Source organism: Methanobrevibacter curvatus (assembly GCF_001639295.1).
GTDB classification, from domain to species: Archaea; Methanobacteriota; Methanobacteria; order Methanobacteriales; family Methanobacteriaceae; genus Methanoflexus; species Methanoflexus curvatus.
Genome location: NZ_LWMV01000042.1, coordinates 1 through 20,439, shown reverse-complemented (window position 1 = coordinate 20,439; position 20,439 = coordinate 1). Strand labels below are relative to the sequence as shown.

General features: G+C 24.2%; 17 protein-coding genes and 1 pseudogene. 13 read left to right on the top strand and 5 right to left on the bottom strand.

All coding sequences use genetic code 11. From position 1 onward, the window contains the following. Nucleotides 1-7 precede the first annotated feature (7 nt). The gene (locus MBCUR_RS10655; RefSeq protein WP_211265115.1) at nt 8-169 is read left to right on the top strand and encodes a hypothetical protein; all 162 of its coding nucleotides are present in this window, start codon (nt 8-10) and stop codon (nt 167-169) included. A gap of 254 nt (nt 170-423) precedes the next feature. Here MBCUR_RS10655 and comC read toward each other — a convergent pair whose 3' ends face one another. The 4 genes from comC to psmB form a co-directional block, all read right to left on the bottom strand. Further along, nucleotides 424-1,458, bottom strand: a complete 1,035-nt coding sequence (gene comC / locus MBCUR_RS01405) for an L-sulfolactate dehydrogenase (RefSeq protein ID WP_067089295.1) — start codon at nt 1,456-1,458, stop codon at nt 424-426. A gap of 165 nt (nt 1,459-1,623) precedes the next feature. Then, nucleotides 1,624-2,646, bottom strand: coding sequence for a phosphoribosylformylglycinamidine cyclo-ligase (purM, locus tag MBCUR_RS01400; protein WP_067089292.1), 1,023 nt, complete (start codon nt 2,644-2,646; stop codon nt 1,624-1,626). A 319-nt stretch (nt 2,647-2,965) separates the two neighbouring features. Next, nucleotides 2,966-4,870, bottom strand: a complete 1,905-nt coding sequence (locus MBCUR_RS01395) for a beta-CASP ribonuclease aCPSF1 (protein WP_067089290.1) — start codon at nt 4,868-4,870, stop codon at nt 2,966-2,968. A 662-nt stretch (nt 4,871-5,532) separates the two neighbouring features. Next, on the bottom strand, nt 5,533-6,150 hold the full coding sequence (gene psmB / locus MBCUR_RS01390; protein WP_067089287.1) for an archaeal proteasome endopeptidase complex subunit beta: 618 nt from the start codon (nt 6,148-6,150) through the stop codon (nt 5,533-5,535). A gap of 746 nt (nt 6,151-6,896) precedes the next feature. Between psmB and MBCUR_RS01385 the strand changes: the two genes are divergently transcribed. The 8 genes and pseudogenes from MBCUR_RS01385 to MBCUR_RS01345 all read left to right on the top strand — a co-directional run bounded on the left by MBCUR_RS01385 (nt 6,897) and on the right by MBCUR_RS01345 (nt 13,844). Further along, nucleotides 6,897-7,223, top strand: coding sequence for a cupin domain-containing protein (locus tag MBCUR_RS01385; protein ID WP_067089283.1), 327 nt, complete (start codon nt 6,897-6,899; stop codon nt 7,221-7,223). Nucleotides 7,224-7,235: 12 nt separating this feature from the next. After that, the gene (locus MBCUR_RS01380; protein ID WP_067089280.1) at nt 7,236-8,324 is read left to right on the top strand and encodes a cobalamin biosynthesis protein; all 1,089 of its coding nucleotides are present in this window, start codon (nt 7,236-7,238) and stop codon (nt 8,322-8,324) included. A gap of 121 nt (nt 8,325-8,445) precedes the next feature. After that, entirely contained in the window at nt 8,446-9,543 is a 1,098-nt protein-coding gene (locus MBCUR_RS01375) for a cobalt-precorrin 5A hydrolase (protein WP_067089278.1), read from the top strand. A 538-nt stretch (nt 9,544-10,081) separates the two neighbouring features. After that, nucleotides 10,082-10,837, top strand: a pseudogene (locus tag MBCUR_RS01370) (tetratricopeptide repeat protein); the annotation flags it as partial. Between the two features lie 18 nt (nt 10,838-10,855). Further along, nucleotides 10,856-11,446: a hypothetical protein gene (locus MBCUR_RS01365; protein ID WP_067089272.1), complete on the top strand. Its 591-nt coding sequence runs from the start codon at nt 10,856-10,858 to the stop codon at nt 11,444-11,446. Nucleotides 11,447-11,701: 255 nt separating this feature from the next. Beyond that, nucleotides 11,702-12,073, top strand: coding sequence for a hypothetical protein (locus tag MBCUR_RS10540; protein ID WP_169805774.1), 372 nt, complete (start codon nt 11,702-11,704; stop codon nt 12,071-12,073). 792 nt (nt 12,074-12,865) lie between these two features. After that, a complete protein-coding gene (locus MBCUR_RS01350; protein ID WP_067089263.1) occupies nt 12,866-13,114 on the top strand; it encodes a UPF0147 family protein in 249 nt (82 codons plus the stop codon). Between the two features lie 142 nt (nt 13,115-13,256). Further along, on the top strand, nt 13,257-13,844 hold the full coding sequence (locus MBCUR_RS01345) for a class II aldolase/adducin family protein (RefSeq protein ID WP_067089261.1): 588 nt from the start codon (nt 13,257-13,259) through the stop codon (nt 13,842-13,844). A 96-nt stretch (nt 13,845-13,940) separates the two neighbouring features. On the opposite strand, the gene MBCUR_RS01340 is transcribed toward MBCUR_RS01345, so the two are convergent. After that, nucleotides 13,941-15,611: a DNA-directed DNA polymerase II small subunit gene (locus MBCUR_RS01340; RefSeq protein WP_067089322.1), complete on the bottom strand. Its 1,671-nt coding sequence runs from the start codon at nt 15,609-15,611 to the stop codon at nt 13,941-13,943. A gap of 267 nt (nt 15,612-15,878) precedes the next feature. On the opposite strand from MBCUR_RS01340, the gene MBCUR_RS01335 reads away from it, so the two are divergent. From MBCUR_RS01335 to MBCUR_RS01320, 4 genes are all read left to right on the top strand, one after another. After that, entirely contained in the window at nt 15,879-16,403 is a 525-nt protein-coding gene (locus tag MBCUR_RS01335; RefSeq protein WP_067089258.1) for a hypothetical protein, read from the top strand. A 51-nt stretch (nt 16,404-16,454) separates the two neighbouring features. Then, nucleotides 16,455-17,576 carry a precorrin-3B C(17)-methyltransferase gene (cobJ, locus tag MBCUR_RS01330; protein ID WP_067089256.1) on the top strand — a complete coding sequence of 374 codons (1,122 nt, stop codon included), beginning with the start codon at nt 16,455-16,457 and terminating at the stop codon, nt 17,574-17,576. 239 nt (nt 17,577-17,815) lie between these two features. Then, on the top strand, nt 17,816-18,394 hold the full coding sequence (locus MBCUR_RS01325; RefSeq protein ID WP_067089319.1) for a TrkA C-terminal domain-containing protein: 579 nt from the start codon (nt 17,816-17,818) through the stop codon (nt 18,392-18,394). Nucleotides 18,395-18,783: 389 nt separating this feature from the next. Next, on the top strand, nt 18,784-20,058 hold the full coding sequence (locus tag MBCUR_RS01320) for a magnesium transporter (protein WP_394329072.1): 1,275 nt from the start codon (nt 18,784-18,786) through the stop codon (nt 20,056-20,058). Nucleotides 20,059-20,439 lie beyond the last annotated feature (381 nt).

Genomic DNA, 20,439 nt, shown 5'->3' with positions numbered 1-20,439 from the left:
CTCTTAGATGAAATTATATTTAGATGTTTGTTGTTTTAATAGACCTTATGATGATCAAAATCAGCCTAAAATAGAACTAGAAACAATTGCTAAGCTTAATTTAATTGTTTTTACACCCCAATTGGAAAGGATTTCACCTAATTCAGTTTTAATTAAATTATTACTATAGTGGTTCGCATTTATTTCTACTTGGAATTTTAGTAATTTTACAGTAATATTTTTATGCTAAAATTTAAAGTTATTTATATAAAAATAAGATTTTTGATTAAAAAATATAATATAATAATTCAAAAATTACTATTTAAATAAAATTAAAATTTTTTGCGAATCACTATAATTTTACAGTCTTCTTTATTAATATTTGAAAAACTGAGATTGATAAACCCGTCCTCAAATAATGTTTGTGCTATTTTTTTTAAATTTTTATTTTTCACATAAATAGTCATTAAAGTTTAAATCTAATTTTTCACATATTTCTGTTAAAGTTTTATGGAGTTTTGAGTCTATTTGAAGACCAGTATCTTTATGAGCACTTACTTTTTTAGATTCAATATCTCCTGGAACAACGGTGTTTGGTGTTGTTTCTCTAATTTCTTCTACGAATTTTTCTGTTTCTTTTTCAAAAATATCTTTTCCAACAAATTTGTCTGGATCAATAGCTATGAATAAATCTCCTTTTGTACATTTAACACTTGTGTCGGCTGTTCCACAAACACCAGTTCCATAACCTGCTCCAACTAATGGACCAGTTAGAATTTCAATCATAAATGCTAATGCATATCCTTTATGTCCTCCAAAAGGTAAAATAGAACCTTTTAAAGCTTCAGTTGGATCAGTAGTAGGTATTCCATTTTTATCCAATCCAATACCTTCAGAAATTTCATGACCTTTACGTTGTGCTTCTAACAGTTTTCCACGTGCTGATGATGCCGTAGCCATATCTGTAGCAATATAAGTTTTTTCAGATGGAATAGAAATAGCTATTGGATTAGTTCCTAAAACAGGAGTTTTTCCACCTAAAGGTGCAATTGCTGGTTCTGTGTTGGCTATTGTTATTCCAATAAGGCTTTCTTTTAAAGCTAAATCAGAATAAAACCCTGTAACACCAAAGTGATTTGAATTATGGGTTCCAACTGCAGCTATTCCTAATTTTTTGGCTTTTTTAATTGCTATTTTCATGGCTTTATATGCCGAAACTTGACCAAATGTTAAATTTCCATTGATTAAAGCTATTGCTTCAGTTTCTTTTTCAATTTTAATATCTGCATTTATATTAATAGTCTGATGTTCTATTCCTCGAATGTATTGTGGAAATCTACCAAGACCATGAGATGTAAATCCTTTTAAATCAGCATCTAATGTTGCATCAGCTACAATGGTTGCATTTTCTTTATTTAATCCCCACTTTGTTAAGATATCAAAAACCAGTTTTTTTTCATCTTCTGCTTTAATCTTCATTTAATCACCATAAAAATTAGATAGATTTATTAATATACATTGATAATTGTTTTTTATTATTTTTTTATTATTTTTTTATTATTTTTTTATTATTCTTTTTATTTTTTATTATTTTTTAAATATTATTTATTTTTTAATATTTTTTTCAATATTTTTTTTAAAAATTTAATATTCAATAATTTCATCTATAAACGTTTTAATTTCTATTTTTCCATTTTGAGATGTGACTTGACCAATTTCATAAGCTTCATGATATTTATTTAAGAAATTAACAATGTCATTGCTTTCTTCTTTTTTAGCTATTATTACAAATCCTATTCCCATATTGAAAACTGTGTACATTTCTTTAATTGGGACATTGTTCTTATAAATTAGCTTAAAAATTTCTTGAGGTTGAGGAAGCTTGTTTATTTTAAAACCAACATTTTTATTTAGTCTTTTTAGGTTGTTAAAACCTCCTCCAGTAATATGAGCAAGTCCTTTAATTTTGAAATTTTCTTTTAAAAGATTGTTAATGGCTTTAACATATATTTCAGTTGGTTTTAAAAGTTCTTCTCCCACGGTTGTATTTGTGTTTTCTAATTTATCATCTATGCTTAGTTTTCCCTCTTCAAAAATGGCTTTTCTTCCTAAAGATAGACCATTACTATGGATTCCACTGCTTTTAAGGCCAATTAGAATATCTCCATTTTCTATTGTCTCTCCAGTAATGACTTTATCCAAATCAACAAACCCTATACCTGTTCCAGCTAAATCAAAGTCTTTTACAATATCTGGAAGTGAAGCTGTTTCTCCACCTATAATTGCTATGTTTGATAATTCAGCACCTTTTACTAAACCTTTAGCTATTTCACCTGCAAGTTCTGGATCTGGTTTTTCAACAGCTAAATAATCTACTAAGGCAATAGGTTCTGCACCAACACAGAGTATATCATTAACAACCATAGCAATACAGTCTATTCCAACTGTATCATATTTTTTCATCATTTCAGCTATTAATATTTTACTTCCAACACCATCTGTACTCATAGCTATTCCCTTATTGCCTAATTTTACTAATGCTGCAAAATGACCACTTTCAGTGATAATTTCCTGATTTTTTAATGTTGATTTTAATATGGATGCTAAATTAGATACAGTTTTCTCTTCAAGAGAAATATCTACACCAGAATCTGAGTATAATACCATTTGTCCACCTTTTATATATTAAGGTCTTATTTTCTTTAATATCTTTTATTCTTTAATATCTTTTATTACTTTAATATTTTTTATTCTTTAATATATAACTAATTAAATAAAAAATTTAATTAATAAAAAATTAAAAAATAATTAATTTAAAATAAATATTTTAAAAATATTATATTTAGATAATTTTAAAATAGCTATTTTAATAATATATTATATAAATAATTTATTTTAAGATTTATTTATAAGTTTTTGTAGAAAACTATTATTATAATGCTTTTTTACTTATTTTTTTTATGCTATTTAATTTTATAAATTTATTTTATAAAATTCTTGTAGCTTCTAAGTTAAGGGGGGTTCTTGTTTCAATTTTATAGCTTCTATGGATACTTGTTGCAAGATCTACTGTTTTATATTGGTCTCCATGACAAGTAATTATTTTTTCTGGCTTAACAGTTAGACGTTTAACATATTCCATTAATTGTCTTCTGTTTGAATGTCCACTAAATCCTGAAAGGGTTTTAACTTCCATTTTAACATAGTAAACATTGGTTTTTCCATCTTCTTTAAGAGGTATTTTTTTCCATCCTTTTTGGATTCTCCTACCTAATGACCCTTCGGATTGATAACCAACGAAAATTAGAGTATTTTTTTCATCATCACATAATTTTTTAAAGTACTCAACTGAATTACCTCCAGTCAACATACCAGATGTGGAAAGAATAATGGCAGGTTTTCCATCTATGATATCATCTCTTTGATCTGGTTTTCGGACTTTAATAAATGGCTCAGACATAAATGGATTTCTTCCAGCATGGAATATTTGGTCTCTTAAATCTTTACTTAAATACTCTGGTCTTGCTGTGTGAATAGCTGTTGCTTCCCAAATCATCCCATCAATGTATATTGGAACCTCTTCAATCATTCCATGAGTCATATATTCTTCTAAAACTATCATTAACTCTTGTGCTCTTCCAACAGCAAAAACAGGAATTAACACTTTTCCTCCTCTTTTTAAAGTTCTATAAATAGTTTTCATTAGTTCTTTCTCAGCAGAATTTCTAGATGGTTGAACATCATCTTTTCCACCATATGTACTTTCCATGACTAAGGTTTCAACACGAGGAAATTTATGTGTAGCTGCTCCTAATAACCTACTTTTTTCAAATTTAAAGTCTCCTGTGTAGACTATGTTGTGGTCTCCATCGCCTATGTGCATATGGCTCATAGCAGAACCAATTATATGACCTGCATCATGAAATGTTAATTTAATGTCTGGTGATATATCTGTTACTTCTTCATAATCTAAAGTAATTGTATGTTTTAAACTTTTTTGTACATGTTTTGAGGTGAATGGAAGAGGATTACCTTCTCTGTGGGCAATATCAATATGATCTAACTGTAATAAAGTCATTAAATCTCTTGTAGGAGTAGTACAGTAGATAGGTCCTTCATATCCATAGTGGTATAAAAAGGGAACAAAGCCACAATGATCTAAATGTGCATGGGAAATAATTATTCCATCTAAATCTTCTAAATTAAATTCTGGAACATTTAAATATGGAAAAGAGCTTTTATCATCGCTACCAGCAACATTTACTCCACAATCTAACATAACTCGGCTGTTAGGAGTTTGAAGTAACATACAAGACCTTCCAACCTCTTTAAATCCGCCCATAGAAGTTAATCTTGCCCAATCACTATCGTGTTTTGTTCCTTGATGAATTCTTGCTCCAAGAGTTTGTAATATTTTTTTTCTTTCTTTACTATTGTTCCTATTTACATTTCTAATCCTTTCAATAATTTCAGATGAAATAGGAGGAGTTCTTAATATTTTAGGGGCCCATCCAGTGTTTTTTGTAATAGCTCTTGAAGTCACCCCGAATTTTCCAATAACAAGACCAGGTTTTTTTGATACAATAATAACTTCACAAGTAACTTCATCAAAACTAATATCTGTTATTTCAGCAGCTTCTGGAACAATTTCACGGACTTTTTCTATAGTTTTTTCAGGATCAAGGAGTACAGACTTGTCACTTCTAATAATAATCCTTTTTCGCATGTCTTTAGCAATGTTTCTAACTAAATCTCCTTTTTCTGTAATAATTTCGGGATTTTTAGTGTAAATTACCACTTCTGGACCTTCGAATTCTACTTGAGCAACTTGTACCTCTTCAGGTAGTCGACGGATTATAGTTTTTTTAATATCTTCTAATATGTTTGACATTTAATCACTTTTTTAGCAGTTTGCACTGTTTAACTACATATTCAAATAATAAGTAAATAAGTAAGTAAATAAATAAATTTTTTTTTTTTTTTTTTATGAATAATGTCATAATAAAGCATCATGAAATCTTGATAATATTTTATAATGATTGATTCATTGTACTGGTTATAGCATGATTTATTTATTTATTATAGCTTAAATTTTAAATAAACTCTAAAAATACCCTTAAATTTAAGTATTTTTTAGAAATAGATTTTTCTTTTAATTAATTTTCTTTTAATTAATAGTGTTAATATTAAGAATATTTTTAAAATTCACTTGTGATTCTTTAAAATAAATCAATGGAAGAATAGTAAAATTTTTAAAAATTAATTTATAAAAAATAATACAAATACATTTTTTACATAAATTTTTAGGATAAAAAAGATTTAAAATAATTAGGTTAGGATAAATAATAAATGATTAGATGTATTAATTGTCTAATCACTTTAAAAAATAAATAAAAATAAAATTAATAAAATAAAAAAAATAATTAAAATAAAAAACTATTAAAAAGAATGAATAAAAAAATTAGTTAATTAAACAATTTAATTCAAATTTAATATCTCAAATTAATAATTCAATCAAATTAATAATTCAATTCAATATCTTATTTTAATGGTTTAACTAATTTCTTTTAATTTTTTTTCGACTTCTTCTTTAGAAAGCATTTTAAAGCCATTTTTTGTGACAGTTGCAACTAAAATACCATTTCCAGAGAAAGTGTCTCTTTCTGTAGCGGATTTAATAGCTCTAACAGCTAAATCAATACCTTCATCAACAGATAAGTTTTCTTTGAATCTGTCTTCTAAAACACCATATGCAAAAGTAGATCCAGAACCAGTTGAGATAAATGTGTCCTTAATCATACCGCCAGCAGGGTCTAAAGAGTAAATAGCTGCTCCATTTTCATCAACACCACCAAGAAGGGTTTGAACATATAATGGAGAGGAATGTAATATATTTGCAGATACAGAAGATGCTGCTTCAACACTAATGGTTTCTCCCTGCCTCATTTGATAAAGTGAAACTTCTGCAGAGATTACTTTCATTAAACTCTGTGCATCAGCAACAGAACCAGCTATAGTGGCTGCTAAATGATCATCAATTTTGAATATTTTTTCAGCGACTTTATGAGCAACTAAATTTCCCATGCTTGCCCTTCTCTCACTTGCAAAAACAACACCATCAGCACATGTTATTCCAACTGTTGTTGTTCCTTCTAATGTTTTATCTTTCATATAAAAACACCTCATTTTTGTGAAATTGTAATAAATTAAATTCAAAATTATTTTAAAATAAGCATAAGAAACAGATAAAAATTTTAAGAATTATAAAAGTTTTAATAAATAAATTTTCTTTTTAATTTATATGCATTATTTTTATTATTAAATTTCTTATACTTTGCTTTTGAATTTAAATAAATAAAGTTAAGCTTTAAATTAATAACATCAATAAAAAAGGATAGATATTAGTAAAATAAGATTATGATTAGCTTTTTTTTTAATTTAGCTTTTATCATTTAACAATCAATAAAATAAGCTTTTTAAAAAAAGATCTATAAAGTTTTATTATATAATAAGTAGTTAAATTAATAAGCAGTTAAATTATTTCTAAAAAAAGTTTTCTAATCTATTAATTATATAGACTTTTTAGTATATAATCTTTTCTATGAATTTATCATTTTTTTAAATTTTCATAAAAAAATTAGCATTTATAATTATTTATTTTTTTATATTTATAATTTTTTAATTTTATATTTCTTTAAAGGCTGTGCAACAATTATTCTAAATCTGATTTTTTTTATTTATTATTAAATTTTTTAAATTTTATAAAAAAATATTTTAATCAATATAAATAAATCTATCATTATATAATAGTTTTATATCATAAAAAATTATAAAAAAATAATTAAATAACTATTAAATAACTCACAATTTAGAGGTAAGTTTCAAGTGTAAATCTTATATTAATTCAGGTGTTTTTCATGGAAAATTTGAAGTCTAAAATAATAAATATTGGGGATTTTGTTGAATATCAAGAAGGGTCTATTGTTAGTCGTGAATTGGTTAAAAAAAATGCTGGAAACATAACCATTTTCGCTTTTGAAAAAGGTGAAAGTCTTTCTACTCATAGTGCTCCTTTTGATGCTATTGTTCAAATAATTGATGGAAAAGCAGAAATAACAATTGACAATCTTAAACATTACTTAAAAGAAGGAGAACTTATTATCATGCCTGCAAATATTCCCCATGGGCTTTTGGCTATAGAAAGATTTAAAATGATTTTGACACTTATAAAGAGCGAAAAATAAATGAGAAAGTAAATGATATTCAACAATTCAATATTTTTACAAGTGTTTTTACCATTGCTAATTTTGATCTTGGCAATAGTTATTGACTTGATTTTTGGAGAACTTCCTTCTAAACTACATCCAGTAGTGTTAATAGGTAAATTAATTTCTATTTTTCAAAAATCTTTAATTAAATTTAGGAATAAGCTCTCTGGATTTATTTTAACAATTTGTGTTGTTTTTGCTGTTTTATGTATATTTTATATTATTCTATTTATTGGATTTTCAATTAATTTTATTTTATTTATTATTTTGTCTGTTATTATTTTGTCTTCAAGTTTTTCTATAAAATTTTTATTTAAATCTTCTGAAAATGTCTTTTTGGATTTAAACCATAATATTAAACTGGCTCGAAAGTCTTTATCAATGTTGGTAAGTAGAGATACTAAAGAACTAAATGAAAAAAAGATTTTATCTGCTTTAATAGAAACAACAAGTGAAAATATCACAGATTCTGTTATTTCAGTTTTTTTCTATTTATTTTTGTTTAACGGTATTTTTATAATTTTAAAACTCTTGAATTTGAATAATATAATTTTTTCTAATGTATTTTTTTCTAATATAATCTTTGACTATCATATTATTTATTTTGATATTTTTAATTATATTTCTTTTTTAATATTACTTTGTATTTTTTATAGGGTTATTAATACATTAGATGGAATGGTTGGATATAAAAATGATAAATACTCATTTATTGGCTATTTTCCTGCAAAGTTAGACGATGTTTTAAATTATATTCCTTCAAGAATAGCAGGATTTTTTACTATAATTTCAGCTTATTTTTTAGGATTTGATTGGAAAAACGCTTATAAAATTTTAATTAGAGATAGTAGAAACACTCCTAGTCCCAACTCAGGTTTTACAATGGCTGCAACTGCTGGTGCATTGAATGTTCAATTAGAAAAAGAAGGAGTATACACAGTGGGAGATAAATCCCACGAAATTGGAAAAAAAGATTTTTACAAAGCCATTAAACTTAATAAATTGTCTTGCTTTTTAGCTTTTGCAATATTTTTATTTTTAACATTAGGGCTGTTTTTAATATTGTTTTATTTTTAATTAATTTTCCTGTAATGGGATAGATTTTAGGTTTTTATATTTTTTATATAATTTTTTATATAATTTTTTATATTTTTTTATGCTTTTATTTTATTTTTTTATGCTTTTATTTGGTGATAATGTGAAAATAGCTATTTTGTCTGTAAGTGAAAGGGGACATGAACTGTCTAAAAACTTAAAAACATTATTAAGTTCTGATTTTAAGATTCTTAAAGTTGATTTATATTTTAAAGATATTAAAAATATTATGGCTAAGGTTTTTTCATCTTATGATATTATTGTTGGAGTCATGGCTACAGGAATTTTAATCAGAAGCATTGCACAATATATTGAAAATAAAACAATAGACCCAGGTGTAATAGCTATTGATGAAAAAGGCAAGTTTGTTACAAGTTTATTGTCTGGTCATATTGGAAGGGCTAATGAGTTTACAATTCAAATAGCTGATTTAATTAATGGAACAGCTGTTATTTCAACTGCAACAGATATTACAAATCATTTAGGAATAGATGTATTTGCTAATATTTTTTATTTTGAAATTCTAAATCCAAAAAATATTTTAAGATTTAATAAAGCCATTTTAGAAGATAAAGAAATTAAAATAATTTCTAACTTTGATATTTCTTATATTCATAAATATTTTAATAAATTAAATGAAAATAAACCATCTAATGAAAAATATAAAAATAATTTTACACTTGAAACACACCCCTCTGACAAATTTGATAAAAAAATCTCAGAATGTGAATTTAAAGAAGCTATAAACTTTAAAGGAGATAAAAAAATAATAGCCATTTTAAAGGATCACGACCATGATGAATATATCAATTTTAATCTAAAAAAAATAGTGTTTGGAATTGGTTCAAAAAAAAACATAGAAAATTCTAAGGTTATTTCAGCCATTCAAGCTGTTTCTAATGATTTAAACATAGATTTAAGTAGAATAGATTTATTGGCTACTGCAGACATTAAAAAAGATGAAAAAGGAATAATAGAGTCTTCAGAAATCTTAAATGTTCCATTAAATATTATTTCTATTGAAAAAATTCAAAATTTTGATTTTAAAGATTTATCTAAATCAGAATTTGTTAAAGAAAATTTTAATGTTTATGGAATATGCGAACCAGTTTCTTTAATTTCTGCAGGTGAGAATTCAAAATTAATTTATAGAAAAGCATCTTTTAATGGAGTTACAATAGCTGTTGCCATTTCTAAGTGATTAATTTTTTTATCGTGTTCTTGTTATATTTATGTTATTTTTTTAAAGAGAGAAGGTGTCCCATAATTAATTTCATAAAAAAATTAATATCTTTAAAATTAATTTAATCAATAAATAATTATTTAAATATAAATTAACAGTTTATTAAGTATTATTTTACTAAATAAAATTCTAATTAATAGTTATACTAAATTTAATCAATTTAAAACCAATTTTAAATTATCTAAAATTTAAAATTATGGGACATCCTCTTATATTCCAACACCAAATTTTTGGAACAACAATTTGTCGATTGTATACAACTAAACTGCAAAAATTAGCTCAAAAAATTAAGTTTCTGACTGTAAGTTATAAAATTTGTTTTTTTATTTGGATATATTTTTCTATTTGGCTTTTATAGCAACTTGTTTATATATGAAAATAAAAATTATTTAATAGCTGTGGATAATTTTTTAACAATTGTTTAAATTTAAATTCAAAATTTCTTCAAGCAGTTGTATACAATGCAAAATCTCTTGTTCTCCTAAATAAGTTTGAAAGTGCATTTAAATTGTATGATAAAGCCATAAAAATTAATCCTAATGATTTGGATTTATGGGTAAATGGTGTTATTTGCTTAATTTCAGATAAAAAATATGATGAAGCTTTAAATTTTTTAGAGGAAGGCAATAAACTTTTTAGTGAAAACATGGATTTACTTTGGTTAAAAGTTGAAATTTATGAAAGATCAAATAAAATAGAAAAAGTTTTTGAATTATCAGAATATTTTTTATCACAAAATCATTATAATCAAAAAATAGCTATACAATTAAAGGCACATGGATTTTTTTTACTTGAAAAGTATAATGATGCAATTAAATACTATAAACAATTAGTTCTTTTAGACAAATTTAATATTTCAGCATTTTATGGATTATATATATCAAACTTAAACTTGAATAATATTGATGAGGCAAAAAAGTCTCTTGATACTATGATTAAAATTGATGCAGATAACCCTGAATTTTATTTTTATTATGCAAATTTATTAAAAAATAATAGTGAATATATTAATGCGAACAAATATTATGATAAAGCAATAAGTATTAATGAGGACTTTCGATATTATTATTCTAAAGGAGAAGCTTTAGAAATGTTAAACAATAAAAAAGATGCAATAGATTCATATCAAAAAGGTTTACAATTAATCTTGGAATTATTGGATAGGATTTATTTTGATGAAATTTCTTTTAAAAAAATTAACGAAAAAGTAAACTTGTTTTTAGAAAAACTTAATCTATTAATCGAGCAATAATATAATAAAGGGGAAAACATGAATATTTTAAGCAATAAAATGAAAAAATTTTTTATTCCACTGTTGATTTTTTTATTTATAGTATATTCAATTTTATATGGGGATAGTTTAATATATTTAATGGTATATGGGGATATATATGAATTTTCATGGGTAATAATATATTTAATCAGTTTTTTTGTTACATTGTTATTGTTAAGTGTTTTTATTTTATATCCTGGAATAAAAATTTTGTTAAAAGGATATGGAAGCTTTTTACAAAGGATTTCTATTGTAATTTTTTTAATATCTAGCTTTATGGCTTGCATTCTAATGTCTGACTCGAATTGGTTTGGAAAAGTGTTAATCATGTTTTACATAGGATTTTTTTTGAATTATTTTTCTGATGTGAGTAGTGAAAATAAAAATATAATTGTAAGTACTTCAAAAAAAAATATTTTAGTAAGTTTTATAGTTATAATATTATTTATTTCTTCATTTTTTTATGTGACTGATGGTATGTTTGATAATTATTATTTATTGATTTATTTAGCTACTCAATCAATCGCTATATTTTCAACAGTCTATTTAATTATTAGTGGAATTGATAAAAGGTATATAGATACTTGATTTTATTTTATTTAGTTTTTAATAGATGTTAATTGATGTGATTTTTTTATGAATGTTAAAAATATTTTGGGTTTTTTTGATAGAGATATTGTGAAAATATTTATCTTAGTAATTTCGGTTTCTCTTTTTTTGGCTTTTAGTATTTTAAATAATGAATTTATGGAGATTAATACTAGTAATTCAGATAATTTCAACATTCTTATGTGGTCTCTTTTAGCTATTTTTCTGTTTTTTACAGTTCCAATAACTGGAAAAATGTTGTATTTTAAAAAAGGAACTATTTTTCAAAGATTACTGGTTCTCTTTCTTATTTTTTTATTGTTAAATTGTTTTTTTGCAATATTTTTTTTTGATTTAGTAATTATGGTTTTTTCTTTTATATTATTTTTAAATTTTTCCTGTGAGTTTTTAGAGGATAACGAGGGAGAATATTTAGTAAGCCGTTATGACTTTTTTAACATGATTTTACTTAGTGTTTTATTTGGGGCAAGTTTTTATGCTTCTTATGGTTTTTTGTCTAAAATTACACATATGGGATTTAATCCATTTATTACATCATATGTTGTGTTAATTTTTTTAATATTTTTTTCTTTATTTTATAAATGGAAACTAATTTTTGAGAGTTAAAATCTCATTTCCAATAAGTTTTACATTTTTTGATAATGTCAAAAAGTGTGTAGGGTTTTGGTTTTTTTGAAAAGCTTTAAACATAGAATATTTATCAGAATCAATCAATATAGTCAAAAACTTAATTTTTTTAACTAATTTTTGCAGTTTAGTTGTATACAATCGACAAATTATTGTTCCAAAAATTTGGTGTTGGAATATAAGAGGATGTCCCATAATTCAAAATTTTAAATTTTAGATGATTTAAAATTGGTTTTAAATTGATTAAATTTATTATAACTATTAATTACATTTTTATTTAGTAAAATAATACTTAATAAATTATTAATTTATATTTAAATAATTATTTATTGATTAAATTAATTTTAAAGAGATTAATTTTTTTATGAAATTAATCATGGGACATATTCAAAAAACAAAAAAATTATTTATCTGATTTTATGAAAATTAATTAAAAAAATTTTTAGTTGATAAAAATTTAATAAAATGGAAAAATATAAATACTATTAATTATATATTATTTAATGTTAGTTTATTATTTTTCTAAATTTATTCTAATATTTAAATTTATTCTAATATTTTTTTAAATTTATTTTATAAAAGATTGATATAAACTTTATTTTATACATTATTTATACTTTTTATGTTCATAATTTAAAAAAGTTACAATTATACTAGGATTTTCATAAATTGCTATTTTTGTTAAATATCTTTTTATTTTTATAATTGTTATGGTTGTAATAGTTTTAAATATTTTTTTTTAATAATTTTTTTATTTTGGAGGTTTTTAATATGACTAATCACACTTTTGAAGAAGTTTCTCAGATATTACAGCATATTAATGGGAATAATACAATTCCACGTAATATTAGGAGAGCTGCAGACGAATCAAATAAAATATTATTTAATGAAGAGGAAGATGAAATTGTACGGGCAAGCGCTGTTGTCCAAAAGTTAGATGAAATTAGTAACGACCCTAACATCCCTGTTCATGCTAGAACTCTTATTTACGAGATTTTAGCAAAATTAGAAGGAGTTTAATTTTATTTTATAATTTTTCTTATTTTTCTTATTTTTTTAGTATTTTGTAATTAATTTTTTTCATTTCTTTTTTTATTTATATTTTATTTATATTTTCTTTTCAATTTTTTTCTATTATTTTTTTCTATTTTTTGGTGATTAAATGGATAATCTAATTAATTCTGTTCTTGAAGTATCTCAATATGTTTTTGATAGAAAATTAGTTTCAGGTAAAGCTGGAAATATTAGTGGACGGATAAAATATAATGGAAAAGATATTATAGCTATTACTCCAACTTTAATTTCATTAAATAGACTTAAATATGAAGATATTGTACTGGTAGATATTGAAGGTAATTTCATTGGTGATGGAATTAGTAATAAAAAACCGTCTTCTGAGCTTTTTATGCATTTAAATATTTATAAAAAGAGAAATGATATAAATGGTATTGTTCACACTCATTCACCTTATGTAACTGGTTTTTCTTTTTCTGATAAAAAATTAAAAAGAATGGAAGGCTTTGGAAAAATAGAAAATGAATTTTTAAAGGAAATCCCTTATAAAAAACCAGGTAGCGAAGAATTAGCTATTCATGTTGCATCGGCTATTGGCAATGAAGATGTGCTTATTTTAAAAAAACATGGTGTAATTGCTCTTGGAAAAACAATTGAAGAAGCAGGAGATTTAGCCGAATTTGTTGAAGAAACATCTAAGATTCAATTTATTTCAAACATCTTAAATGGATTTTAATGTTATTATAATTTTTTTATACATTTTTATATATTCTTTTTTTACTTTTTTTTAATTTTATTATATTTTATTATATTTTATTTAGCTATACTTTAGCTATTTTCTATTTTTTTTTTGTGAGCTTAAGAAGTTTATTTCTATGAATTTTCCTCTATGGAGAATTGGAACTACAGCAACAGTAGGGTTGATGTTATGTGTCTTTTGAAATTCTGTTTGGGTTTGAAAAGTTCCTGAGTTAATCATATGAATTCCATTATAATTTTTATAGCTATTTATATGGACATGACCAGTATGGAAAATATCAGGTAAGTCATCGATAACTAAATGGTCTTCTAATTCAGCAGCTAAGGGTGTTCTTTCTCCATATAATGGAGCTAAATGTCTTTTATTCATAAGTTCTTTCATGATTTTATCGTTTTCTTCCATAGACATTCCTTTTACTCCCAAAGCCATATCATCTATTCCTCTTCCGTGATACATTAAAACTTTTATTCCTTCTAAGGAAATTAAAGCAGGATTGCTTACAAATTCCACATTTTTTAATTCATATAATGATTTAGCATATTCTTTTGGAACAGCTGGTTGAGGTTCTGCAACTCTTGAAGCATCGTGGTTTCCAGGACCTATAATTATTTTAACACCTGTTCTTATTTTAGATAATAATTCAGCAGCTTTATCATATTGTTTTGTAATATCTTTTATCTTTAGTTCCTTATCTTGATTAGGATAAATACCTATACCATCTACAATATCTCCAGAAATGATTAAGTATTTAATATCCATACCTATTGCTTTAAACTCTTCATTTTCAAAATCACCGTTTATCCAATCAATAAATTTTACAAAAGATTCTTCTACAAATGTATTACTTCCAATATGAATATCAGAACAAAAACAGACTGAAAAATCCATTTTTTTTTTATCTATTCTTGTTACTCCTGGTTGAATAATTTCTGATGCAATACTTAAACTATTAGATTTATTTGATTCCTTTTTAGAACCGTTTTTAGGGTCTTTTTTTGAATTTTTTCCAATTTTCCCCAATACACCGACAACTTCGTCTTTAACAAGCTTTTCTGAAAATTTAATTAATTCTGCATCGTCTTTGCTGATTAAAACATTTAATACTCCTGTTTCATCTTCTAATTCCATAAATATATGTCCATTTTTTGTTTTTTTAATTTCTTTTATCATTCCAATTGTTGAAAAATCATTTTGTTTGTCTTGAGCATGTATTTCAGAGATTTTTTTAACAACTTTCAATTGTGATCTTTTTTTTAAGATTTTAGACAATTTTTCAAATCTACTTTTAAATAAACTTACGAAATCTACTAATTCTCCCTTGGTATATGACTTTTTACTTGTGTCGATTAATATTTCAAAATTAAATTTTCCTTCTACACCATCTTGATTTCTATTAGGTTTGTTAATTTCTTCGTTTAACTCTTTATTTTCATCTTTATTTTTGTTTATTTCTTTATTTTCATCTGTTTCTTTATTTTTGTTTATTTCTTCAGTTTTATTTATTTCTTTTTTTGCTATTGTTTCAGCAGTGTTTTCAGATGCACTATTTTTAAATTCTTCTAAATAGCTATTTATAATTTCATCTTTTATAACAACTAATTCTTTAGATTTAAATTGACTTTTTATTTTTATAATTAATGTGGATACAAATTCTAAAGGATTTTTTAAGGTTTTAATTTTTTTAAAGCTTTCAGGACCAATGTTTATTCCATTTTCTGCTAATTTTATTAAAAGTTCATTCATTTTATCAAGATTTTTTAGCATTTTTTTAGCTATTTTTTTAAAATATATTTTTTTATAGCTTGATTAGTGCTTCAATAGTTTTTTATATAAAAAGATATAATATTATATTATTCTAATTTATATTTATATAACATTTAATATAACATTTGTTTTTAAATTTAATAAATTTAATTGTTTTTTATATATTATTTTATATGCTTTTTATATACTTTTTATATATTTTTTATATATTTTTATACATCTTTAATTTTATTTTAGGTTGATATAATGTCAAAGATTTTGAAGTTTTTATTGATAATAATATTATTCTTAGGATTTTTTGAGGCAGGATTGTTAAGTTCATACACTATAATCACTTCTGAAACTCCTGATGTTAAAGGACTACTAGATTTTCAGTTAGAATCTCTTAGTTCTATTTTTTCACAAGAAAATATTAATAATATCATTATTAAAGATCCAGAAATATTTAATATTTCTAATCCTGTAAATACTGCTGAAATAATAACGAACCTGACTAATGTAGATGGAGTAAACATTGATTATATGAATGCTACATCATACGAAAGTGGAGAAAAGTTTATTGTTAAAATCAATTCTTATGGATATGCTCCAGCTAATATTACAAAAGGTCAAATTGTTTTATCAACTATTCCTAATTATAAAATAATAGCCTCTGCTGAGGCTGAAAAATCTGGAAAAAATGTAAAAATAGATACTGAAACTATAAAAATCGTTTCTATTTTTAAATTGTACAATGCTACACCATTAGGTTATTCTCCTTTTGATGTTTAGTTTCTTTTGTTTAGTTTTTTTTTGATGTTTAGTTTTTTTTTGTGTGAAAATATGTTAAGTGTTATTGGAATTGGTTCTACAAACGATAATATTACAATATCCGCTCTTGAAGCCATTAAAAATGCTGATGTTGTTGTAGGGTATAAAAAATATGTAGAATCAATTAGTGATATATTAGATGGAAAAGAAATAATTAAAAAAGGCATGGGAGACGAGATTTCAAGAGTAGAACTTGGAGTTGCAAAAGCTTTGGAAGGAAAAAATGTGGCATTAATTAGTTCTGGAGATCCTGGAATTTTTGGAATGGCTAATGTTTTATTTCAAATAATATCTAAATATGATGATTTAGAAATTAAAGTTTATCCTGGAGTTACCTCTGCTACTTTCTCTGCTTCTCTTTTAGGTGCTCCATTACATGATTTTGCAGCCATTAGTTTAAGTGATATTCTAACACCATTATCAGAAATTGAAAGAAAGATTAGACATGCAGCAATAGCTGATTTAGTCCTTGTTATATATAATCCTATTAGTAAATCAAGAAAAAAACCTTTTAGATTGTTTAAAAAAATTTTATTAGAAACTATTAATGCTGAAACTTTAATTGGGATTGTAGATAGTACTTATACTCCTTCTAAAATCACTATAACTACTTTAAAAGATTTAAATGAAAGAGATGTCAACATGTCTACAACTTTGGTTGTTGGGAATTCAATGACCTACAAATTTAAGTTCCCTATTGATTCTAATGACTTTGATGATTCAAACAATCGGGATTATATGGTAAGCCCAAGAGGTTATGTAGTCAAATCTAAAATTCATCCAATGGCTAAAGAATTCTACAATAAATTTTTAAATGGTGAGGATATTCTATTGTCAAACAAAACTTGTGAGTTTTATCCCTGTCATAATGGAGAAAATCATCAATGTGATTTTTGTTTCTGCCCATTTTATCCTTGTGGAGATGGTTCAACTGGTGGAAAATGGATAAAATCAAAAGATAACAATACTGATATTTGGAGCTGTGAAAATTGTAGTTGGATTCATGATAAAAAAACAGTTGAATGGCTTAGACCAAAAATTGAAGAAATTTTAGATGAAATTGATGATTTAAAATCTAAAAAAAAAGATTTATTGAAGATAAGACGAGAATGTATTTACCATACTAAGAGATGATTTTTAAATTATTTTTGTTTTAGACATTTTTGCTTTTTATTTATTATATTATTATTTATTATTACTTTGTCTATTATTTTTTAAAATTTTATTTTTATTATTTTTTATTTAATTTTTATTTACTTTTTTAATATTATTTATTTTCTTAATACTACTAGCTTTTATAAATTTAATTTAAATTTTATAGCTTTTGCTTATGGGGGATTTAGTTGGCAACTATTAAAGATATTTTAGTTGAAATGAAAGATATGTCGGAATTGATGGTTGATTTATCTTATTCTGCAGTTTTATTCAATAGTAAAGACGCTGCTGAAGAAGTTATTACTCTTGAAAATAAGATTAATAGCTTAAATTACGAAATCAAAAAACAATCATTACTTGCTGCACGCTCAGTTGAAGATGCAGAAAGGTTAACAGTGCTTTTAGAAATAGCTGAAGCTGCTGAAAGCATAGCAAATTCTGCTAAAGATATTGCAGATTTAGTTTTAAAAGGATTTAAACCACATCCAGTATTTAAAATGGTGATGGAAGAATCTGAAGAAACTATGGTTAGAGTGGTTGTAAAAAAAGAATCTCAGCTTGTACAAAAATCTTTAGGTGAATTATTTTTAGCTACTCGTACTGGAATGAGAGTTATTTCAATTAGAAGAGATGAATCTTGGATTTATGGTCCAGACAGAAATACTATTATATTTGAAGATGATATTTTAATCTCTAAAGGAACTGTTACAGGTTCTGGGATTTTACAAGAATTAGCTGATGGTGAAATTAGTTTAGATGAATTAGGTCTTGATGATTTCCCTCATGATAGCAATTAATTCTTGTTTATTATTTTTTAAATGTTTTTATCATATTTTAGATTTACTTTAAATTTATTTTAAATTTTTTGGATTTATATTAGGTTAACATTCATAAACCTTTTTTAAACTTAGTCTTTTGACATAAGCAATCTTTTTTAAAGTATAAAAAATATAAATAGTAATAATCTATTTTTTTAAATTTAATTTAATTTTATTTAATTTTATTTAGTTTTATTTAATTTAATTTTATTTAGTTTATTTAACTTTTCTTAATTTTTATATTTATTTTTTCTATTTAAAATTTAATTTTTTAGGAGTTTTTTACATGGTGGTAGGTGATATTAGTGAAACTAATGAAGATGATTCGACGATTAGCTTCAGCTATCCCCATTTTGCTCTTAAATTCTATGGTATTTATTTCTAAAAAGATTGGAATTTTCTTTTCTTTTGGAGAATACCTATTTAAAAACATTAAATCTTTTTTTAAGGATACCAATTCTGTAATCAGAGAAGGTTTAGTGGCTCTTTTAATATGTGCCATAGGGGATTTAATTGCTGGAATCATATTGGGAAAGATGACTTTCTTTTTAGAAACATTTCCAGGATTATTAGTTCTTATTCCAGGAGCTATTGGAATGAGAGGAAATATTTTTGGTGCATTAGGATCAAGATTAGGTTCAAATCTCCACATTGGTATTTTATCCCCAGAATTAAAAAAATCAAAGATTTTAAATGAAAACATATTTTCTTCAATTATTTTAACTCTTATTCTATCTATTTTTTTAGCTATTTTGGCTAAAAGTATTTGTATTTTATTTAATTTTCATTCTATGGATTTAATCGACTTTTTATTAATTTCTATTTTTACAGGATTAATTTCAAGTTTTATAATGCTTCCTATTACTTTAATTATATCACTTAAGAGCTTCGAACATGGTTGGGATCCAGATAATATTGTAAATCCATTAATAGCTGCTTTAGGAGATGTATTTACACTTCCGTCTATAATTTTCTCCCTTTTAATTTTGTCGTTTTTTAACAATAGCTTAATTAAATATTTTATAGGAATAATATTTATAGCTTTAATTTTATATATTTTTTACACAGGTTTTAAATCTAACGACTCTATGAAAAAGATTTTAAAACAATCAAGCCCTGTTTTACTTTTTTCATCAGTTTTAGGTGTTTCAGCAGGAGGAATACTTAATAGTGCTGTTTCAACTCTTTTAACAAATCCTACTTTATTAACTCTTGTTCCACTTTTCTCTGGTGAAAGTGGTAGTTTAGTTAGTATTTTAAGTGCGAGATTATCTTCCTCACTTCACTCGGGTTTAATAGAACCTATTTTAAAGCCAAACAAAGAAACCTTAAGGAATTTTGCAATTATTCTAGTTTTAGCTATTTTAATTTACCCATTTATTGGGCTTTTGGCTGAAGGATTTTCATCCTTTTATGTTCACATGGGCTTAGGAATGACAAAAACAATTTTAATTAGCTTTATTTCAGGTATTTCTCTAATTCTAATTATGATGTTATTTGTATTTTCATTATCTTCTTTATCTTATAGACGAGGCTATGATCCAGATAATATTGTTATTCCATTATCCACTAGTGTGACAGATTTAGTTTCTAATTTAATTTTATTGTTTGTTTCTCTGTTATTTATATCTTCTCTAATTTAAATCATTGTTTATCTATATATAATACTGGATATATACTTAAATTTAAAAATATAGAAATTTGATGATAATAAATTGCATGGCATTTTTAAGTATAAAAATTACATTAAAAACAAAAGTTACAGGATTTAAAAAAATCCTACTTTTTTAAAAATCAAAAAAATTCCACATTTAAGCAAAAAACTTTTTTATTTTAACATTTTAAATATTTCGTATTTTCCATCTTTTACATTACTGTTTGATTAATGGATTAAGTTTTTCTAAAAATAAATTTACTTCTTTGTTTTTTTTTTTAAAACGAAGATGTCCCACAATTATTTTCATGAAAAAATTAATCTCTTTAAAATTGATTTAATCAATAAATAATTATTTAAATATAAATTA

What these genes read in the sequence shown, in the direction of transcription:
- MBCUR_RS10655 (WP_211265115.1), top strand. Translation starts at nt 8, where the DNA reads ATGAAATTATATTTAGATGTTTGTTGTTTTAATAGACCTTATGATGAT.
- comC (WP_067089295.1), bottom strand. Translation starts at nt 1,458, where the DNA reads ATGAAGATTAAAGCAGAAGATGAAAAAAAACTGGTTTTTGATATCTTA.
- purM (WP_067089292.1), bottom strand. Translation starts at nt 2,646, where the DNA reads ATGGTATTATACTCAGATTCTGGTGTAGATATTTCTCTTGAAGAGAAA.
- MBCUR_RS01395 (WP_067089290.1), bottom strand. Translation starts at nt 4,870, where the DNA reads ATGTCAAACATATTAGAAGATATTAAAAAAACTATAATCCGTCGACTA.
- psmB (WP_067089287.1), bottom strand. Translation starts at nt 6,150, where the DNA reads ATGAAAGATAAAACATTAGAAGGAACAACAACAGTTGGAATAACATGT.
- MBCUR_RS01385 (WP_067089283.1), top strand. Translation starts at nt 6,897, where the DNA reads ATGGAAAATTTGAAGTCTAAAATAATAAATATTGGGGATTTTGTTGAA.
- MBCUR_RS01380 (WP_067089280.1), top strand. Translation starts at nt 7,236, where the DNA reads ATGATATTCAACAATTCAATATTTTTACAAGTGTTTTTACCATTGCTA.
- MBCUR_RS01365 (WP_067089272.1), top strand. Translation starts at nt 10,856, where the DNA reads ATGAATATTTTAAGCAATAAAATGAAAAAATTTTTTATTCCACTGTTG.
- MBCUR_RS10540 (WP_169805774.1), top strand. Translation starts at nt 11,702, where the DNA reads ATGTTGTATTTTAAAAAAGGAACTATTTTTCAAAGATTACTGGTTCTC.
- MBCUR_RS01350 (WP_067089263.1), top strand. Translation starts at nt 12,866, where the DNA reads ATGACTAATCACACTTTTGAAGAAGTTTCTCAGATATTACAGCATATT.
- MBCUR_RS01345 (WP_067089261.1), top strand. Translation starts at nt 13,257, where the DNA reads ATGGATAATCTAATTAATTCTGTTCTTGAAGTATCTCAATATGTTTTT.
- MBCUR_RS01340 (WP_067089322.1), bottom strand. Translation starts at nt 15,611, where the DNA reads ATGAATGAACTTTTAATAAAATTAGCAGAAAATGGAATAAACATTGGT.
- MBCUR_RS01335 (WP_067089258.1), top strand. Translation starts at nt 15,879, where the DNA reads ATGTCAAAGATTTTGAAGTTTTTATTGATAATAATATTATTCTTAGGA.
- cobJ (WP_067089256.1), top strand. Translation starts at nt 16,455, where the DNA reads ATGTTAAGTGTTATTGGAATTGGTTCTACAAACGATAATATTACAATA.
- MBCUR_RS01325 (WP_067089319.1), top strand. Translation starts at nt 17,816, where the DNA reads ATGAAAGATATGTCGGAATTGATGGTTGATTTATCTTATTCTGCAGTT.
- MBCUR_RS01320 (WP_394329072.1), top strand. Translation starts at nt 18,784, where the DNA reads ATGGTATTTATTTCTAAAAAGATTGGAATTTTCTTTTCTTTTGGAGAA.